The organism is Microbacterium oryzae (genome assembly GCF_030406385.1).
GTDB classification, from domain to species: domain Bacteria; phylum Actinomycetota; class Actinomycetes; order Actinomycetales; family Microbacteriaceae; genus Microbacterium; species Microbacterium oryzae_A.
In genome coordinates, this window is sequence record NZ_JAUEPM010000012.1 from 1 (window position 1) to 16,763 (window position 16,763).

17 protein-coding genes and 1 pseudogene are annotated in these 16,763 nt (G+C 70.5%); 10 read left to right on the forward strand and 8 right to left on the reverse strand.

What is annotated here, in order from left to right; all coding sequences use genetic code 11:
- The 3 genes from QWJ90_RS13780 to QWJ90_RS13790 all read right to left on the reverse strand — a co-directional run.
- The coding region (locus tag QWJ90_RS13780) for a serine hydrolase domain-containing protein (RefSeq protein WP_290108431.1) at nucleotides 1–1,007 on the reverse strand (1,007 nt) is incomplete at its 3' end.
- A 4-nt stretch (nucleotides 1,008–1,011) separates the two neighbouring features.
- Nucleotides 1,012–1,875, reverse strand: a complete 864-nt coding sequence (locus tag QWJ90_RS13785) for a serine hydrolase domain-containing protein (RefSeq protein WP_290108432.1) — start codon at nucleotides 1,873–1,875, stop codon at nucleotides 1,012–1,014.
- A gap of 4 nt (nucleotides 1,876–1,879) precedes the next feature.
- Nucleotides 1,880–4,114 (reverse strand): XRE family transcriptional regulator, encoded by a 2,235-nt coding sequence (locus tag QWJ90_RS13790; protein WP_290108433.1) that lies wholly within the window; start codon nucleotides 4,112–4,114, stop codon nucleotides 1,880–1,882.
- A gap of 124 nt (nucleotides 4,115–4,238) precedes the next feature.
- Between QWJ90_RS13790 and QWJ90_RS13795 the strand changes: the two genes are divergently transcribed.
- From QWJ90_RS13795 to QWJ90_RS13810, 4 genes are all read left to right on the forward strand, one after another.
- Nucleotides 4,239–4,949 carry an alpha/beta hydrolase gene (locus tag QWJ90_RS13795; protein WP_290108434.1) on the forward strand — a complete coding sequence of 237 codons (711 nt, stop codon included), beginning with the start codon at nucleotides 4,239–4,241 and terminating at the stop codon, nucleotides 4,947–4,949.
- Nucleotides 4,950–4,963: 14 nt separating this feature from the next.
- Complete coding sequence (locus tag QWJ90_RS13800; RefSeq protein WP_290108435.1) at nucleotides 4,964–5,800, forward strand: alpha/beta fold hydrolase; 837 nt, start codon at nucleotides 4,964–4,966, stop codon at nucleotides 5,798–5,800.
- A 148-nt stretch (nucleotides 5,801–5,948) separates the two neighbouring features.
- Entirely contained in the window at nucleotides 5,949–6,290 is a 342-nt protein-coding gene (locus tag QWJ90_RS13805; protein ID WP_290108437.1) for an ArsR/SmtB family transcription factor, read from the forward strand.
- Nucleotides 6,291–6,334: 44 nt separating this feature from the next.
- Nucleotides 6,335–7,312 carry an SRPBCC family protein gene (locus tag QWJ90_RS13810; RefSeq protein ID WP_290108438.1) on the forward strand — a complete coding sequence of 326 codons (978 nt, stop codon included), beginning with the start codon at nucleotides 6,335–6,337 and terminating at the stop codon, nucleotides 7,310–7,312.
- Between the two features lie 123 nt (nucleotides 7,313–7,435).
- Here QWJ90_RS13810 and QWJ90_RS13815 read toward each other — a convergent pair whose 3' ends face one another.
- The gene (locus QWJ90_RS13815) at nucleotides 7,436–8,332 is read right to left on the reverse strand and encodes a carbohydrate kinase family protein (RefSeq protein ID WP_290108439.1); all 897 of its coding nucleotides are present in this window, start codon (nucleotides 8,330–8,332) and stop codon (nucleotides 7,436–7,438) included.
- 233 nt (nucleotides 8,333–8,565) lie between these two features.
- Here QWJ90_RS13815 and QWJ90_RS13820 point away from each other — a divergent pair, with 233 nt between their 5' ends.
- From QWJ90_RS13820 to QWJ90_RS13845, 6 genes are all read left to right on the forward strand, one after another.
- The gene (locus QWJ90_RS13820; protein WP_290108441.1) at nucleotides 8,566–9,276 is read left to right on the forward strand and encodes a GntR family transcriptional regulator; all 711 of its coding nucleotides are present in this window, start codon (nucleotides 8,566–8,568) and stop codon (nucleotides 9,274–9,276) included.
- A 20-nt stretch (nucleotides 9,277–9,296) separates the two neighbouring features.
- Nucleotides 9,297–11,006 (forward strand): allophanate hydrolase, encoded by a 1,710-nt coding sequence (gene atzF, locus QWJ90_RS13825; RefSeq protein ID WP_290108442.1) that lies wholly within the window; start codon nucleotides 9,297–9,299, stop codon nucleotides 11,004–11,006.
- Between the two features lie 41 nt (nucleotides 11,007–11,047).
- Complete coding sequence (locus tag QWJ90_RS13830) at nucleotides 11,048–12,004, forward strand: ABC transporter substrate-binding protein (RefSeq protein ID WP_290108443.1); 957 nt, start codon at nucleotides 11,048–11,050, stop codon at nucleotides 12,002–12,004.
- A gap of 31 nt (nucleotides 12,005–12,035) precedes the next feature.
- Nucleotides 12,036–12,911 carry an ABC transporter permease gene (locus tag QWJ90_RS13835; RefSeq protein ID WP_290108444.1) on the forward strand — a complete coding sequence of 292 codons (876 nt, stop codon included), beginning with the start codon at nucleotides 12,036–12,038 and terminating at the stop codon, nucleotides 12,909–12,911.
- A 14-nt stretch (nucleotides 12,912–12,925) separates the two neighbouring features.
- A complete protein-coding gene (locus tag QWJ90_RS13840) occupies nucleotides 12,926–13,741 on the forward strand; it encodes an ABC transporter ATP-binding protein (RefSeq protein ID WP_290108445.1) in 816 nt (271 codons plus the stop codon).
- A 174-nt stretch (nucleotides 13,742–13,915) separates the two neighbouring features.
- Nucleotides 13,916–14,359 carry a hypothetical protein gene (locus QWJ90_RS13845; protein ID WP_290108446.1) on the forward strand — a complete coding sequence of 148 codons (444 nt, stop codon included), beginning with the start codon at nucleotides 13,916–13,918 and terminating at the stop codon, nucleotides 14,357–14,359.
- 131 nt (nucleotides 14,360–14,490) lie between these two features.
- On the opposite strand, the gene QWJ90_RS13850 is transcribed toward QWJ90_RS13845, so the two are convergent.
- The 4 genes and pseudogenes from QWJ90_RS13850 to QWJ90_RS13860 form a co-directional block, all read right to left on the reverse strand.
- Nucleotides 14,491–15,075 (reverse strand): bifunctional 4-hydroxy-2-oxoglutarate aldolase/2-dehydro-3-deoxy-phosphogluconate aldolase, encoded by a 585-nt coding sequence (locus QWJ90_RS13850; protein ID WP_290108447.1) that lies wholly within the window; start codon nucleotides 15,073–15,075, stop codon nucleotides 14,491–14,493.
- Complete coding sequence (locus QWJ90_RS13855; RefSeq protein ID WP_290108448.1) at nucleotides 15,065–15,724, reverse strand: IclR family transcriptional regulator; 660 nt, start codon at nucleotides 15,722–15,724, stop codon at nucleotides 15,065–15,067. The genes QWJ90_RS13850 and QWJ90_RS13855 overlap by 11 nt, the downstream gene beginning before the upstream one ends.
- Nucleotides 15,725–15,841 (reverse strand): annotated as a pseudogene (locus tag QWJ90_RS14905) (helix-turn-helix domain-containing protein); the annotation flags it as partial.
- The gene (locus QWJ90_RS13860) at nucleotides 15,825–16,748 is read right to left on the reverse strand and encodes a sugar kinase (RefSeq protein ID WP_290108449.1); all 924 of its coding nucleotides are present in this window, start codon (nucleotides 16,746–16,748) and stop codon (nucleotides 15,825–15,827) included. The pseudogene QWJ90_RS14905 and the gene QWJ90_RS13860, both read right to left, overlap by 17 nt.
- Between the last annotated feature and the right edge of the window lie 15 nt (nucleotides 16,749–16,763).

Sequence of the window (16,763 nt, forward strand, 5' to 3'; positions counted from 1 at the left end):
CCCCCCCGCGCGGCGCCCGCGCGCGCCGCGCCCCGCCGCCCCCCCCCCCCCCCCGCCCGCCGGGCCCGGCCCCCCCGCGCCCCCCCCCCCCCCCCCTCGGGGCGCGGGGGGGGCGGGGCCCCGCCCCCCCCCCCCCCCCCCCCCCCCCCCCCCGCGACCGCGAGCTCGGCCATCCTCTGGTCGCGCGACTCCTCGTGAGCGGTGATCGTCACGACGGCGTCGCGCGCCTGGTCGACGATCACGTACTGCCCGTATCTCCCGTCCAGGCGCCACGCGTCACCCGGGCCGTCCCACACGGCGATGCCGTAGCGCTCATATGGCGCGGGCCCGCCCGCCGGCACCCAATCGGAGTGCATCTCGTCGATCCACTCGGGCGAGACGAGCTGATTCCCCTGCCACACGCCACGGTCGCGCAGCACGCGTCCGATGCGCGCGAGCTCCTCGGTGCGCAGTTCGAGGCCGCTGCCGCCGACGATCGACCCGAGCGGGCAGCGATGCCACTGCGGGTTGTGGATGTCGAGCGGGTCGAAGAGGCGCGGCAGAAGCCAGTCGCGCACATCGCCGACCCGCGCGCCGAGCGCTCGCATCGCGACGTACGTGCTGGCATCGGAGTACTGGAAGACACGGCCGCGAGACGCTCGGCGCAGCATCTCCTGGCCGAGATCCGGCCAGGGCACGCGCTCGTCGCCGAACCACTCGAAGTCGATCCCGCTCGTCATCGTCAGCAGGTGGCGCAGGGTGACGGCGTCGACGCCGTCGCCGAGCTCCATCTCGGGCAGATGCGCCGCGACGGGATCGTCGAGGTGCACGATTCCCTCATCGACGGCCATGCCCATCGCCAGCGCGCAGACGCCCTTCGAGACCGAGTACACGTTCTCCCTGTCGTCGCTGCGCCAGCGATGCTCGGCGACCTCGTCGCCGACGAGCACGTGCGCGCCGTACGCCCCGAGGCCGCCGTCGTCGACGGCGCGCACGAAGCGGTCGAGCACCCTCTGCGCAGACGTCACGGCGTCAGTCTGCCAGCGTCTCGACGATCCGCGCGGCCATCCGGTCGGCGCCGAAGTGGTCGTGCGCGGTGATCGTGACGACCGTGTCGCCGAGGAAGATCAGCATCTGCCCGTGCGCGCCGTGCAGTCTCCAGGCGTCGCCCGGCCCCGCCCATCCGGCCAGGGCGTAGCGCTCGTACCCCGGGCCGGCGTCGCGTTCCACCCAGTCGGAGTGCATCGCATCGATCCATTCCCGCGACACCAGTCGGCTGCCGCTCCAGACGCCGCCGTCGCGGATGAACTGCCCGAGGCGCGCGAACTCCTCGGTGCGCAGCGCGAGGCCGCCACCCGCCAGGATCCACCCGTTCGGGCATCGCTGCCACTCGGTGCCTTCGATGCCCAGGGGCGCGAACAGACGCGGTTCGAGCCAGGTGTGCACGTCGCCGACCACCGCGTCGAGAGCCCGCATCGCGGTGTATGTGCTGGCATTCGAATACTGGAACACGCGGCCGCGCGAAGGCCGACGCAGGAACTCCCGCGCGAGGTCGGGCCAGTCGGTGAACATCGTCTCCGACCAGGGCAGATCGATGCCGCTCGACATGCGCAGCAGCTGACGGGCGGTGACCTCGGCGGCACCGTCGCCGAACGCGAAGTCGGACAGGTACGTCGCGACGGGTGCATCGAGGTCGAACAGCCCCTCGTCGGACGCCATGCCCGCGGCAATGACGCAGACGCCCTTTGCGGCCGACTGGATGTCCTCGCGGACGTCGGGCGTCCAGCGGTGCTCTGCGGCATACGGCCCGACGAGCACGTGCAGGCCGTGCGCGATGAAGCCCTGATCTTCGACGCTGCGGACGAGGCGGTCGAGGATGAGCTGCGCCGGGTTCATTCCCTCAGTCTTCCAGCGTGCTCGCGGACTCGTCGATCTGCGCCAGCGCCTCCTCGATCTCGGCCGCCCACTCATCGGGCCGGTGCGGGCCCGCCAGCTCGATCGCGAGGGTGAGGTCCGTCCGGGCATCCTGCAGTCTCCCCAGACCCATCGAGGCGAAGCCCCGGTGACGCATCGCACGCGCCTGGTAGGAGTCGTCGTCCGTCTCGCTGGCGAGTTCGGTCGCCACGCGGATCGCGTCGTCGTGCCTTCCGAGCACGAGGAGGGTCCTCGCCGCGCCGGCCAGCGCACTGTCGCGGGTGCTGGTGCGGTAGTGCTCGTCGATGTCGGTCGCCGGTGCGACCGCGATGGCGAGCACGCGCTCGAGTTCTGCGAGGGAGTCCTCGGGGTTCGTGTGGCGTAGCACGTCCGCGAGCGCCTGCCGCGCCTGCAGCTCGCCCTCCAGATTCCCCGCTTCGTGGAACGCCGTCACCGCTTCGCGGGCGTGATCGGCGCCGAGGGCGGCGTTCCCTGCGAACGTCGCACTTCCGGAGAGGTGCGTGAGCGCCCATCCGCGCAGCGCCTGATCACCGACCGCGGTCGCCAGATCGAGCGAGCGCCGCGCGGCGATTCCCGCTCTCTGATAGTCGAAGGTCTCGAACAGATGCATGTACGCTACATCGCCGAGCGCGTCGGCCTGCGTCCGCACATCACCGAGCGCTTCGGCGGCCGCGGCGAACAGCGTGAAGAAGTCGTTCCAGTGCCCCCACTCTAGCCAGCGATCTCCGAACCACCGGATGCCCGCGGCGGCGTCTCGCACGTGCTCGTGCTCCCCGTCGGCGGCCGCTCGTCGCAGCGCGCCCCACCAGTAGTCGACCTCGGTCGTCAGCCACTGCCCTGCCTCATCCCGGTCCGCTCCTGTGCCGGAGCGCGCGAAAGCTCTGCCGCAGCGGGCCGCGGTGTCGAGCATCCACCTGTCGAGACGCTCGACGCGTCTGCCGATCTCTTCCGCGGAGCGTTCGGCTTCGAGTCGTCGTGCGGCGAAGAGCCTGAGCAGTTCGTGCAGGCGGTACCTGCCGCCGTACAGCGGCTCCACCATCCCGAGGTCGACGAGACGGTCGAGCAGATCCTGCGTGTCCGATGTCTCGGTGCCGTGAACGGCGGACGCAGCGTCGGCGCTGAAGGATGGAGAGGCGTCCAAGAGGGCGAGGTCTTGAAAGAGCGATCGGATGTCCGCGGGAAGCGCCTCGTACGATGCCGAGAAGGCGCGTTCCACGGCGAGATCACCCGCGACGAGCAGTTCCAGGCGCGTGCCCTTCGCTCGCAGCCGGCGGACGAAGTCTGCCGCCGTCCGGGTCGGCTGCGAACTGATGCGTCCCGCCGCCACCCGGAGGGCGAGCGGCAGGTCGCTGCACAGTTCCGCGAGTTCGTCGATGCTGCCGTCGGTGCGCTGCGTCGACGGGATGGCCGACCGGAGGAACGTGAGGCTGTGCTCTCGCGTGAAGGGGCGGAGGCAGATGTGCTGCGCGCCCTCGATCCCGGGTAGCGTCCGACGAGAGGTGACGAGCACCCGCGACCGGCTGTCCGCGGAGAGGACGGGCCGCACCTGCGCCTCCAGGGCCGCGTCGTCGAGAATCACCATGACGGGGGTTCTCGCCGTGGCCTCTCGCCACGCATCTGCCGCATCCGCGAACGAACGGCACAAGACCTTCCCGTCCGTGAGCTGGCGAAGCAGCCCCAGCAGCACCTGCAACGGGGTGAGCGGCCGCTCTCCGACGCCCTGCAGATCGAGGAACAGCTCTCTGCAGCCATCCGGGCGGCCGCGGCGCAGCGCCTCGACCGCCACCGACGTCTTGCCGATACCCGGCGTTCCGCTGATGATGATGGGCGCTGCCGCGCTCCGTGTGCCGCCTGTGGAGCCGAGCAGCTCGACGATCCGAGCCACGTCGTCGTCTCGACCCGTGAAGTCGTCGATCCAGTGGGGACGAAGTCGCGCCACCTCGTCGTCCTCGTCTGCCGGTGTCGAGCGTCGGCGTGCGCGTGCGGCGTCGAAGAAGGCGTCGCGCTCGTGCCCGTCGAGGGACAGCGCGTCGGCAAGGGCGGTCACCGTGTGCCGTTGCGGCGTGGTGCTCACGCCTCGCTCGATGTCTCCGATCGTGCGATCGCTGATCCCGGACCTCGCCGAGAGCGTCTCCATCGTGAGGTCTCGATCGAGTCGGTGCTGGCGCAGAAGCGCTTTCAGCGGAATGGAGGGGCTCATAGGAAACCTCGGGTCAGCGCTTCTGCCTGTCTTCTTCGTCTCATCTTCCTGGTCGCCGGCGCCGCGCAGTAGTCCGATGGGTGAAAACACAGATCGTGTTCGTGTTGCAGACAAGGAGACCTTCATGCCACCCACCATCGTTCTCGTCCACGGCGCGTTCGCCGACGCGGCGAGTTTCGCGCCCGTGACGCGTCGATTACTCGACGAGGGCCTCACCGTCCGGGTGCCCGCCGTTCCGAACCGCAGCCTCCTGGGAGACGCCGCCTACATCCGTTCGGTCGTCGAGCAGATCGAAGGGCCGGTGCTGCTGGTCGGCCATTCCTACGGCGGGGCGGTCATCACCGTGGCGGGCGCCGCGGACAACGTGGTCGGCCTCGTGTACGTCGCGGGCTACGCCCTGGAGGAGGGCGAGAGCCTCGGCGAGCTGCAGGGCGGCTTCCCAGACTCCGATCTCGCCGCACACCTGGTCTACACCCCCTTCCCGACCGAGGGCTCCGACCCTGGAACGGACGTCACCGTCGAGATCGACGCGTTCCCGTCCGTGTTCGCGGCGGGGATCGATGCGGGCGAGGCCGAGGTGCTCGCCGTCTCACAGCGACCGCTGGCCGCCTTGGCCTTCAGCGAAGCCGCACCCGTCGCTGCATGGAAGTCGAAGCCCGCCTGGGGCATCGTCTCCGCAGCGGACCACACCATCAACCCGGACGTCGAGCGGTTCGGGTATCAGCGGGCCGGGCTGCGCTCCGTCGTCGAAATCGACGCGCCGCACCTCGTCATGCGCTCGCACCCCCACCAGGTCGTGAAGACCATCACCGACGCCATCGCCGAAATCGGCTGAAGAGGAGAACTGCCATGGGATACGTGACCACCGACGACGGTGCCGAGATCTACTTCAAAGACTGGGGCGACCGCGACGCCCAGCCCATCATGTTCCACCACGGGTGGCCGCTGTCGTCAGACGACTGGGATGCCCAGATGCTGTACTTCGTCGACAAGGGCTACCGGGTGGTCGCGAGCGACCGCCGCGGGCACGGCAGGTCGTCGCAGATCGGCACGGGCCATGACATGGACCACTACGCCAGCGATGCCTCCGCCGTCGTGGAGCACCTCGACCTGCGTGACGCCATCCACATCGGGCACTCGACCGGCGGCGGGCAGGTCGCGCGCTATGTCGCTCGATACGGGGAGCCGCAAGGGCGCGTTGCGAAGGCCGTCCTCGTGGCGGCGGTTCCCCCGATCATGGTGCAGACGGAGACCAACCCCGACGGGACTCCGCTCGCCGTCTTCGACGGATTCCGAAGCGCCCTCGCGGCCAACCGGTCGGAGTTCTTCCGCGCCGTCGCCGCCGGGCCCTTCTACGGGTTCAATCGCGAGGGTACGGCTCTCTCCGAGCCCGTGGTGGAGAACTGGTGGCGCCAGGGGATGATGGGCAGCGCGCTGGCTCACTACCAAGGCATCAAGGCGTTCTCGGAGACGGACCAGACCGAAGACCTCGAGGCGATCTCCGTGCCCGTGCTGATCCTGCAGGGGGACGACGATCAGGTGGTCCCGTACCGGGCCGCAGCGATCAGGCAGCATGAGCTCCTTCGCAACTCCACGCTCAAGATCTATGAGGGCTTCCCGCACGGGATGCTGACCACTCACGCCGACGTCATCAACCCCGACATCCTCGCCTTCATCCAGCAGTGACTCGTCGATCCGGCGCGGCGCGCCCTCCTCGCGTGGGAGGGGCGCCGCGCCGCCGCGCGCGAGGACTCGTCCGCGCGTGATCTGGCCGGCGGCATCCACGCGAGATCGCTCTTGACGAGTACCGGCCCGCGCCCTAACCTACAACCAAATGGTTGCACGAAATGACCTGCAGGACGCCGACGTCGACCGGATCTTCCGGGCCCTCGCCGACGCCACCCGCCGCGACATCCTGCGGCGCACCCTCGACGGCGAGCGGTCGGTGTCGACCCTCGCCGCCGAGTACGAGATGAGCTTCGCCGCCGTGCAGAAGCACGTGGCGGTGCTCGAAGCCGCCCGCCTCATCGTGAAGCGGGTCGAGGGAAGGGAGCGCCTCGTGCGCGCCGACCCGGAGACGATCGCGAAGGCGCAGCGTCTCCTCTCCGAGTACGAGCAGCTCTGGCGCTCGCGCATCGACCGCCTCGACGATCTGCTCGCCGAAGACGACACCTGATTCGCACAGGATGCCGCGGCATCCGCCTTCAAAGGAGAAATGCCATGCCTGTCACCTCCGTCGTGAGCGATCCCGAGGCGCTCACGCTCACGCTCGTCGCCGACTTCCCCGTCGCGCCCGCACGACTGTGGGAGGCGTTCACCGACCCGCGTCAGCTCGAGCGCTTCTGGGGGCCTCCCGGCTACCCCGCGACGTTCGAGGCGTTCGACTTCGCCCCCGGCGGCGTCGCCGAGTACGCGATGACCGGCCCGCGCGGCGACGTGTCGCGAGCGCGCTGGGAGTTCACGAAGATCTCCGAGCCGACGTTCTTCGAGGTCATCGACTCGTTCACCAGCGACTCGGGTGAGCCGGTGGACCTCCCGGCGTCGCGCATCGAGTTCTCTTTCAGTGATGCGGATGGCGGTGCCCGCGTCACGAGCACGACCCACTTCCCGTCGCTGGAGGCTCTCGAGCAGCTGACGGCCATGGGGATGGTCGAGGGTCTGACGATGGGGATCAACCAGCTCGACCTCGTGCTGCAGGACCTGCGCGAGTACGCGCAGGGTCGAGGCACGGAGGTCGAGATCCTCGACGATCAGCATGTGCGCATCACCCGGGTCATCCAGGGCCCGCGAGAGATGGTGTGGCGCGCGCACTTCGAGCCCGAGCTGATGCAGAAGTGGCTGCTCGGACCCGACGGCTGGGCGATGCCGGTCTGCGAGACCTCCACCGAGGTGGGCGGCACGTACCGGTACGAGTGGGAGCCGAGCGCCGGCGTCGAAGGCGAGCGGTTCGGGTTCGAGGGCGAGGTTCTGCACGTCGAGCCCGGTCGCCGGGCGGTGACCACCGAGCGGATGATCGGCATGGCGGATGGTCCGACGACGATCAACGACCTGTCGCTCTACGAGGAGGACGGCCTCACCCTGCTCACGCAGCTCATCGAGTATCCGGATGCGGCCACGCGCGACATGATCCTCGAGACCGGCATGGTCGACGGCATGGAGGCCTCGTACGCGCGGATGGAGGCGCTCGTGCTGGCCTGATGCCCGGCCCGGCGCCTCTCCCCGCTCGGCATGTCCCGGTTATGCACCTCAAACGTCACGGATGGCGTGCACAAGTGGGACATGCCGGGCGGGACAGGTAGGAGGGCGGCGTCTCGGCCAGGATCAGTCGCGCGCGGCGAGCTCCCGGGCCCACGGCAGATCGGCGCCCGCTCGTGAGACCGTGACGGCCGCCGCAGCCGCGGCGGCACGTCCGATCGATTCCATCGCACCCTCGTCGAGGTCACGGCTTCCGGCGTTCACGAGCGAGCGGATCAACGAGGCCATGAACGTGTCGCCGGCCCCGAGCGTGTCGACGACGTCGACCCGCACGGGAGGGATGCGCACGACGTGCTCGGCCGTCGCGAGCAGCGCGCCGTCCGCCCCGAGCGTGACTGCGACCATCCGCGGGCCGAGCGCGAGCACCCGCTTGGCGACCTCGTCGACCGGCACGTCGGGGAACAGCCAGCCCGCGTCCTCGTCGCTCATCTTCACGACGGTGGAGGCCGCCGCGATCTCCTGGAAGCGGGCGAACGCGGTCGCCCGATCGCCAACGAGCGCAGGGCGGATGTTCGGGTCGAATGTGATCTCGGCCGCATCGCACGTGCGCAGAATCGCGAGCACCGATGCGGCGCCAGGCTCGAGGAAGGCGGCGATCGAGCCCGTGTGGACGACCTTCGCCGTGGGTGCGACGGCCTCGGGCAGCGACCAGTCGATGTCGAACGCGTACGTCGCGCTGCCGTCCGTGCCGATCCGCGCGGTGGCGGTCGACGTCGCCGCCGGAACGACGGCTTCGGGCAGGATGTGCACGCCCGAATCGCCGAGGCGTGCGGCGATGCGTGCGCCGCGCTCGTCGGCGCCGATGCGCGTCAGGAGCGCGACGTCGACGCCGAGGCGACCGAGCCCGAGTGCGACGTTGGCGGGGCTCCCGCCGACGTGCTCGGTCGCGCCATCCGCTGCGGCCACGATGTCGATGAGGGCCTCGCCGATGACGAGGACGTCGGTCTGCGAACGCAGGGCCATGGGTTCTCCAAGCGGTGAGCGCGGGATGGTGCGGAGGGGGTCAGCGCGTCAGCGCGGCGACAAGGAGCGGCGGTCGAGGTCCGCATCTGGTGCGACCTCCCTCGATGCTACTCATCAGCCCGCCACCGCTCCGGAAGTGAGGCCCGCCGGCCCGCTGTGCGCGCGTGCATGTTCACGCCGTCGCGACGACCCGACAACATGCCCGAAACATGGGCGCTCCACGATGTCCAGCAATGGATACAGTCACGAGCACAGAGACGACGGGCCCGCGCGGCGCCCGCGTTCCCGCTCGCCGCCGTGTGTACGAGGCGCTGCGGACCGAGCTGCTCACCACCGCCGTGTCGCCGTTTCAGCGGTTCACCGAGGAGTACGTCGCCGAGCGCTTCGCGGTCTCGCGCACCCCGGTGCGCGACGCGCTCGCGCGGCTCGAGGGCGATGGCCTGCTGATCAACCGTGGCGGCGCCCTGTACCGCTACATCCCCACCCTCGAGGAGTTCACCGAGCTCTACGAGCTGCGGATCCTGCTCGAGTCCCACGGCATCGACCGCGCCATCGCCGACCCGACCGTCGGGCACTCGCGCCCCGTGCTCGAGCGCGAGATGACGCTGTGGCTCGAGCGCGCCGCCCAGCGGGTCGAACCCGACCCGGGCTTCGTCGACGCCGACGAGCAGTTCCACGTCGAGCTGCTGCGCGCGGCCGGCAATGCGCAGCTCGTGCAGTCGCTGCAGCAGGTGAACCGCCGAATCCGCCCCATCCGCATGCACGACTACCTCACGCAGGATCGCGTCGACGCCACGGTCACCGAGCACCTGGAGATCCTCGACCTCACCCTGCGCGGGCGCCTTCGCGACGCCCGCGACGCCCTGCGCAAGCATGTCGGCCTGTCCCAGTCCATCGTCGAGGCGCGCGCCGCGCGCGCCATGCAGATCGCGCAGATGTCGTGATCGCGGAAACGGAGAACACCATGCCCGTCCTCAGCTCCCACCTCGAGCCCGTCGCGGCCGTCGCCCGGCTCTTCGACGCCGTCCGCTCGGCCCCCTCGGAGATCTGGATCACGCTGCGTGACGAGCAGGACGTGGCCGCCGACGTCGCCGAGGTGCGGCGCCGCGTCGAGGATGGCGAGACCCTGCCGCTCGCCGACTACGTGTTCGCGGCGAAGGACAACATCGACGTGGCGGGGCTTCCGACGACCGCCGCTCATCCGGCCTTCTCGCACATCCCCGAGCGCACCGCGACCGTCGTCCAGCGTCTGCTCGACGCGGGCGCCGTGCTCGTCGGCAAGACGAACATGGACCAGTTCGCCACGGGGCTCGTGGGTGCGCGCAGCCCGTACGGCGCCGTCTCCAGCGCGCACGACGCCGACCGCGTGTCGGGCGGGTCGAGCTCGGGTTCCGGGGCGGCGACCGGATGGCGCATCGTCGACTTCGCGCTGGGCACCGACACGGCCGGGTCGGGTCGCGTGCCCGGCGCGTACAACCGCGTGGTCGGGCTGAAGCCGACGCTCGGCCTCCTGCCGCTCGACGGCGTGCTGCCGGCGTCACCCTCGTACGACACCGTGTCGATCTTCGCGCCCGACGTCGCCCTCGCGACGAAGGTGCTCGACATCGCGGCGGGGGTCTCCGAGCTCGATCCCCACAGCCGCGCCTGCCCGGCGGACGTGCCGCAGGCGGCGCCGGTGCGCCCGCGGGTCGCCATCCCCGACGACGCGTCGCTCGTCTCGCTCTCGCCCGCGATGCGCGAGGCCTTCGCCGGCGCCGTCCGCCGCGCCGAGGAGTTCGGCGCGGAGGTCCAGGCGGTCGACTTCGCCCCCTTCCTCGAGGCCGCGCAGCTGCTGTACGACGGCGGGCTCGTCGCCGAGCGAGGCTGGTCGTTCGGCGCGTTCCTCGCCGAGCATCCCGAGGATGCCGACCCCTCCGTCGCGACGATCGCCGCCGGCGCCATGGCGGTCGCCGGGGTGAGCGTCATCGGCGCGCAGCAGACGCTTCTCGCGCTGACCGCGGAGGCGCGGCGTCGCGTCGACGGCATGGACGCGCTCCTCATCCCGACCGCGCCGATCCACCCGCGTCACGACGAGCTCGCCGCGGATCCGATCGGCGTCAACCGCACGGTCGGCACGTTCACGAACTTCGTGAACCTCATGGACATGGCGGCCGTCGCCGTGCACGCGCAGACCGTGCCCGGCGAGGGCGAGTTCGGCATCTCGTTCGTCACGCCGGCCTTCCACGACCAGGTCGCGGCCGACCTCGCCGCGCGCTTCTGCGCTGCGGACCCGGGGGAGCCGCTCGCGTTCTCCGGCGGCGTGGACGTCGCGGTGTTCGGCGCGCACCTCCGGGGCGAGCCGCTCAACGGCCAGCTGCAGGCGCTCGGCGCACGCTTCCTCCGGGAGATCGCGACCGCTCCGACCTTCCGCATGCTCCTCATCGAGGGGGAGGTGGACCGCCCGGCGGTCATCCGGTCCGCGGATGGCGCAGAACTGCCGGGCGAACTGTGGCGCCTGTCTCCGCTCGCGGTCGCGCAGCTGCTGGCGTCCATCGCCCCTCCGCTCGCCCTCGGGCACATCGAACTCTCCGACGGCAGCGTCGTCCTCGGATTCACCGCGTCGGTCGTCGGCGAAGAGCGCGACATCACCGATCTCGGCGGCTGGCGCGCCTACCGCGCCGTCGCCTCCGTCTGACCATCCGAGCACTGACCACCCGAGCACGAGGAGAACCCCCCATGAACGTCACCAAGCCCCTCGCCCTGACCGGTGCTCTCGCCGCGGTCGCCCTCGTCGCCGGCTGCGCACCGGCCGAGGCCTCCGCCGAGGGCGGCACCATCACCGTCGGCACGCTCCGCAGCCAGCCGCACCTCTTCAGCCCCTACTTCTACGAGGGGGTCGCGGAAGACGGGCTCGAGTTCGAGATCGTGCTGTTCGACACCTCGAGCGACATCAAGAACGCGATCGTGTCCGGCTCCATCGACTTCGGTGTGACGGGCGCGGCATCCGTCGTCTCGGGTGTCGCGGAGGAGCAGGATGTCCGCATCGTCGCGTCGGCCGCGGACGGCGGCACGCGCATCGTCGCGTCGCCCGACATCGAGACCGCAGAGGATCTCACGGGCAAGAAGGTCGGCTTCCCGATGGGCGCGACGCAGGAGATCCTCCTCAAGCGCACGCTCGAGGCCGAGGGCATCGACCCCGCAGCCGACGTCGAGCTCGTGAACCTCCCGTTCGCCGACATGGCGGGCGCGTACGAGTCGGGGCAGATCGACGCCTTCATCTCCGCCGAGACCGGCCCGTCGATCGCGATCGTCGGCGGGGCGCACGAGCTGCTCTCGGCGTATGACACCCCCATCGGCAAGACGAACATCGTGCTCGCCACCAGCAACTCGCTCATCGAGAGCGACCCCGAGCTCGTGCAGGACGTCGTCGACACGCACGTCGCCGCCATCGAGGAGATGAGCGCAGACACTCAGGCATGGGCGGATGGCCTCGTGGAGGAGTTCGCGCTCGACCCGGAGGTCACCCAGACGGCCATCGACAACACCTGGGCGCGCTGGGAGCTCGACGACGCCTACGTCGCGACCCTCGAGGCCATGGGCGCCGAGATGCTCGCCTTCGACCAGATCGCGTCGGAGATCGACCCCTCGCTCCTCGTCGACACCACCTTCGTCGACGCGGCGTCGGCGTCCTGATCTCGAGACCGGAGACCCGAGGGAGACTCGCATGACCGCCACCCTGGAGGCGCCGGCGCCCGGCCGCTCGGCGCCACCCGCGCCATCCGCTCGCCCGCGCAGGCGACCCCGTCTCTCGTGGACGTGGGCGCTCGCCCTGCCCGTGCCGATCCTCATCCTCATCGGATGGCACGTCGGCGCCGTCAGCGGATGGGTGCTGCCGTTCGACATCAAGATGGCGTTCCTGCCGACGCCGGCGGAGGTGGGCCTGCGACTGGTCGACTTCGCCGTCGGCGGCGTCTACGACGACTCGTACAGCGGCACCCTCTGGGGCCACCTCGGCGCCTCCGCCCTGCGGGTGCTGCAGGGCTTCCTCCTGGCGGTCGCGGTCGGCGTGCCGCTCGGCGTGCTGATGGGCCGCTCGAAGCTGCTGTTCCGGATGCTCGAGCCGACCGTCAACCTCGTCCGCCCCATCCCGGTGACGGCGTGGGCGCCGCTGGCGCTCCTCCTCATCGGGTTCGGCGACCGCTCGACGGTGTTCCTCGTCTTCCTCGCGGCGGTGTTCCCCGTGCTGCTCAACACGATCAGCGGCGTGAAGCAGGTGCCTACGCGGCTGTTCGAGGCCGCCGCGATGCTCGGCACCCCACCGCTGCAGGCCCTGGCGAAGGTGGTGCTGCCCGCGGCGGCGCCGCAGATCATCGCGGGTATGCGCATCGCGATGGGCCTGTCGTGGGTGATTCTCGTCGTCGGCGAGACCGTCGGCATCAACACCGGCCTCGGGGCGCTCATCACGCAGGCGCGGGAGCAATCGCGCACCGACCTCATCATCGTGGGGATGGTCGTGATCGGCCTGGCCGGGTTCGTCGCCGACCGGCTCCTCTCGCTCGTCTTCGCCGTGGCCTTCGGCCGGCGCCCCATCCAGACCTGATGAAGGGAACGCACATGACCGACAACACTGCCCCGGTGGGGGCGCCCGCCGACATCGTCATGAACGGTCTCGGCAAGCGATACCCCGGCGCGGCCATCCCCGCCGTCGAGGGAGTCGACCTCACCGTCGCCGCCGGCGAGGTGGTGTGCATCGTCGGAGCCTCCGGCTGCGGCAAGTCCACGGTCCTGCGGATGGTCGCCGGCTTCGAGACCGTGACCGACGGCACCCTCCGGGTCGCCGGGAAGACCGTGACCGGCCCCGGGCCCGACCGCGGTGTGGTCTTCCAGGACTACGGCCTCTTCCCGTGGCTCACCGTGACGGAGAACATCGCGTACGGGCCGAAGCAGGCGCGCCTGCCGAAGGTCGAGGTGCGGCAGCGCACCGAGCAGGCGCTCGCTGCGGTCGGACTCACCCGAGTGGCGAAGTCCTTCCCGCATCAGCTGTCGGGCGGCATGCAGCAGCGCGTCGCCATCGCGCGGCTGCTGGCGAACCGGCCGTCGGTGATGCTCATGGACGAGCCGTTCGGGGCGCTCGACGCCCTCACGCGCACCGACATGCAGCATGAGCTCCAGCGCATCCAGCGGCTGGCGGGCACGACCATCCTGTTCGTCACGCACAGCATCGAGGAGGCTGTCTACCTCGGCGACCGGGTCGTCGTCATGGCCGGTGGCACCGCGCACGGCATCTCGGGCCACGTGCGCGAGGTCGTCGACATCGGGCTCGGCGTCGACCGCGACCCGACCTCGCCGGAGTTCACCGCCTACGAGCGCCGCATCGACGCGCTCGTGCACGCCGGCAACGACCGACGACTGGAGGCCGTCGCGAGCTGATTCCGCCCCCGGCATGTCCCCCTTATTCACGCCATCGGCAGACCTTCGTGTGAATAAGCGGGACATGCTGGGGCATTCTTTAAGCAAGGGCGTCGCTCGGCCTCGCTAGGCTGACTGGTATTCCCCGCGCTGCGGATTCCGGCTGCAGCGCAACGAGGAGAGCGCGCACCCCACATGGCTGACCCCACTGCGGATTCCGACGACTTCGGTCGTCTCCGCGAGCGACTTCTGGGAGCCGTGGGGCGCCTCCAGAGGCGCGGGGACGAGTTCGTCGAGCAGGATGGCCGCAACGCCGTGCTCGGGGTGATCCGGTTCCGGCTGCTCCAGCTCATCGATCAGCGCGAGGCGGTGGGCGCCGCCCTCGAGATGCTCGAGCGGCACCCGGCGCGGATCCCCTCCGACCTCCGCGCGCGGGCGTACACCTCGCCGATCGCGTCGAACGCGTTCGTGCGATACGACATGCTGACCGCGCTGGAGCAGGAGACCGACCTGCAGCGCATGCGCCTGCGCCTCGCGACGGCGGGCGAGGTCGAGAACCTCGACGAGGGCTCGGTCGAGGTGCCCTACCTCGACGAAGCCCTCGCGCTCGCCGCTGACGCCGCCGCCGCGCTGCGCTGAGCGAGGCGCTGCCGCCTCCCGTTCGGCCGACCGCTTTCCGCGTCGGGAGTACGGCTGGCCTCTCGCGGTGGATGGTGGCGGTCGGCAGCGCCGGACGATCCGGCCGTCGAGGCGTCAGGGAGTCGGGGGAGTCATCGACTGTGGGAGGCGAGGTCCCGCACAGCGGATCCGATCGCGACACCCCGGGCGCCGGCTTCAAGGAAATCGGGCGCGTTTGACAGGCTCATTCCGCCGGTCGCGACGAACCGGGCCTCCGGGAACGGGCCGTGCATCTGGGTGATCCAGGCGCTTCCGAGCACGGACGCTGGAAACGCCTTCAGCCAGGTGAGGCCGAGCTGCAGGCCAGCGTCGACCTCGCTGGCGGTCGCGACGCCGGGCAGCGCAGGAATGCCTCGCTCGGCCGCCGCGCGGATGATCGCGGGCGAGAATCCGGGCGTGACGACGAAGTCCGCTCCGGCTGACGCCACCGCGTCGAGTTGCTCGGGCGTGCGAACAGTCCCGGCGCCGACGGGGTGCCCCTCCGCTCGGCCCCGTTCGAGGAGCGCGCTGAGCGCCTCCAGGTCCTCGGGCCGCTGCACGGGCACCTCGACGAGCTCGACGCCCGCCGACCACGCCTGCGCCGCCAGCTCCAGAGTCGTGTCGGCGCCCAGTCCGCGCAGGATGGCCATGTACGGCGACGCGGCGAAGCCCGCCGCGAACCATTCGTTATCGATCATCGTCTTCTCCTCCGTCTTCGGGTGCCCAGCCGAGTTCCAGCGAGATCGCATCGGCCGCGGCGAGCAGCGCCGGCAGGACATCGTGTTCCATCTCGCCGAGGTCCTGCACCGATCGCAGCTCGATCGACGAGACGGCCGCGACGACGGCTCCGCTGGCGTCGCGGATCGGTGCGCCCAGCGCGTTGATGTAGTCCTCGCGCTCGCCGTCGTCCATAGCCCACCCCCGCTCGCGCACCTGCGACAGGGTGAGGTCGAAGGCGTCCAGGGAGGTGATGGTGTTCGTCGTGAATCGTTCGAAGCCGTGATCACGCAGTATCGTCGCCCGCACCTCGGCCGGCTGGAACGCAAGGATGGCCTTCGCCACGCTGGCCGTGTGCAGAGGAACCGGTTGACCGATCCGCGAGGTAAGCCGGATCGAGCGTCGGCTCGGATCGACCTTGTCGACGTACACGATGTCGTTCCCCTGGAGTTCGGCCAGGTGTACCGTCTGGTCGAACTGGGTGCTGAGCGAGACGAGATGTGGGCGCGCGATCTGCGCGAGGTCGAACTGATCGGCGGCGCGCACCGCGAGTGTGATCATCGCCGGCCCGATCCCGTACCGGCCGTCGGTGAGCCTGCGGAGGAACCGCCGTTCGGTGAGCAGTTCCACGATGCGAAGCGCGGTGGAACGATGCACGTCGAGGTGACGGGCGATGCTCGACGGTGTTGAGGGCTCCTCGCTGACCAGGGAGAGGACCTCGATCGCGCGCTCAATGCTCTGAGCCATGGGCAGGTCCCTTCGGATCGACGAAATCGGCCGTGGTCGCGAGAACCGTCGCGGCGAGTCGGTGCCCGCTGCGCAGCCGATCAAGCGGGTCGCGCCCGCACAACAGCTCGTGCAAGTATCCCGCCGCGAAGGAGTCGCCCGCGCCCACCGGCTCCACCACCTCGACGGGGGTGGTCGGTTCGGTGAAGGCCTCATCACCTGCGAAGAGCGTCGCCGCGATGCCGCCGTCCTTGACAACCAGCTGGTCGGGTTCGGGAAGGAGGCGGCGGACATCGGCTGAGGTGCGTGCTCCCCAGAGCTCGGCAGCCTCGTCGAGGCCCACGAAGACGATGTCGGCGCGACGCGCTGCGCGCAGCAGCGTCGCGGACGCGTCGCGGGACCCCCACAAGCGTGGGCGGTAGTTCACGTCGAACGAGACGAGGTGCCCGTGCTCCTTCCGTCGCCTGAGGAGCGCGTCGACGAGCTCGCCGGTGGAGGTGGAGAGCGCGGCGGTGATGCCAGACGTGTGGACGAGCGCGGTGCCGTCCAGGCGACTCCACGGCATGTCGTCGATCCCGAGGGCGGATGCGGCCGAGCCCGTGCGGTAGTAGAAGATCCCCGTGCGCTCGGCGCCCGGGTCCTTGAAGTAGACCCCTGTCGGGCGCGAGGCGTCCGCCTCGACGTGTGCGATGTCAACCCCGTGGGTCGTGAGCATACGCCGGATGCGCTCACCGAGCGGGTCCGCTCCGAGGCGGGACACCCAGGCGGCGTGATGTCCCAGCCGAGCGAGATACATCGCGACCGTCGATTCAGCACCCGCGGCATTCACGGTGAGCGTGGCGGTCTCGACTAGCGGGACCGGTGGCGGTGGGGCGAGCTGGGTCATCGTCTCGCCCACGCAGAACACCGAGCGGAGGGGATGGCTCATTGGACTCTCCTTGAT

Excerpts from the sequence above, each read along its gene's own strand:
- QWJ90_RS13785 (WP_290108432.1), bottom strand. The coding sequence starts at position 1,875 with ATGAACCCGGCGCAGCTCATCCTCGACCGCCTCGTCCGCAGCGTCGAA.
- QWJ90_RS13790 (WP_290108433.1), bottom strand. The coding sequence starts at position 4,114 with ATGAGCCCCTCCATTCCGCTGAAAGCGCTTCTGCGCCAGCACCGACTC.
- QWJ90_RS13795 (WP_290108434.1), top strand. The coding sequence starts at position 4,239 with ATGCCACCCACCATCGTTCTCGTCCACGGCGCGTTCGCCGACGCGGCG.
- QWJ90_RS13800 (WP_290108435.1), top strand. The coding sequence starts at position 4,964 with ATGGGATACGTGACCACCGACGACGGTGCCGAGATCTACTTCAAAGAC.
- QWJ90_RS13805 (WP_290108437.1), top strand. The coding sequence starts at position 5,949 with ATGGTTGCACGAAATGACCTGCAGGACGCCGACGTCGACCGGATCTTC.
- QWJ90_RS13810 (WP_290108438.1), top strand. The coding sequence starts at position 6,335 with ATGCCTGTCACCTCCGTCGTGAGCGATCCCGAGGCGCTCACGCTCACG.
- QWJ90_RS13815 (WP_290108439.1), bottom strand. The coding sequence starts at position 8,332 with ATGGCCCTGCGTTCGCAGACCGACGTCCTCGTCATCGGCGAGGCCCTC.
- QWJ90_RS13820 (WP_290108441.1), top strand. The coding sequence starts at position 8,566 with ATGGATACAGTCACGAGCACAGAGACGACGGGCCCGCGCGGCGCCCGC.
- atzF (WP_290108442.1), top strand. The coding sequence starts at position 9,297 with ATGCCCGTCCTCAGCTCCCACCTCGAGCCCGTCGCGGCCGTCGCCCGG.
- QWJ90_RS13830 (WP_290108443.1), top strand. The coding sequence starts at position 11,048 with ATGAACGTCACCAAGCCCCTCGCCCTGACCGGTGCTCTCGCCGCGGTC.
- QWJ90_RS13835 (WP_290108444.1), top strand. The coding sequence starts at position 12,036 with ATGACCGCCACCCTGGAGGCGCCGGCGCCCGGCCGCTCGGCGCCACCC.
- QWJ90_RS13840 (WP_290108445.1), top strand. The coding sequence starts at position 12,926 with ATGACCGACAACACTGCCCCGGTGGGGGCGCCCGCCGACATCGTCATG.
- QWJ90_RS13845 (WP_290108446.1), top strand. The coding sequence starts at position 13,916 with ATGGCTGACCCCACTGCGGATTCCGACGACTTCGGTCGTCTCCGCGAG.
- QWJ90_RS13850 (WP_290108447.1), bottom strand. The coding sequence starts at position 15,075 with ATGATCGATAACGAATGGTTCGCGGCGGGCTTCGCCGCGTCGCCGTAC.
- QWJ90_RS13860 (WP_290108449.1), bottom strand. The coding sequence starts at position 16,748 with ATGAGCCATCCCCTCCGCTCGGTGTTCTGCGTGGGCGAGACGATGACC.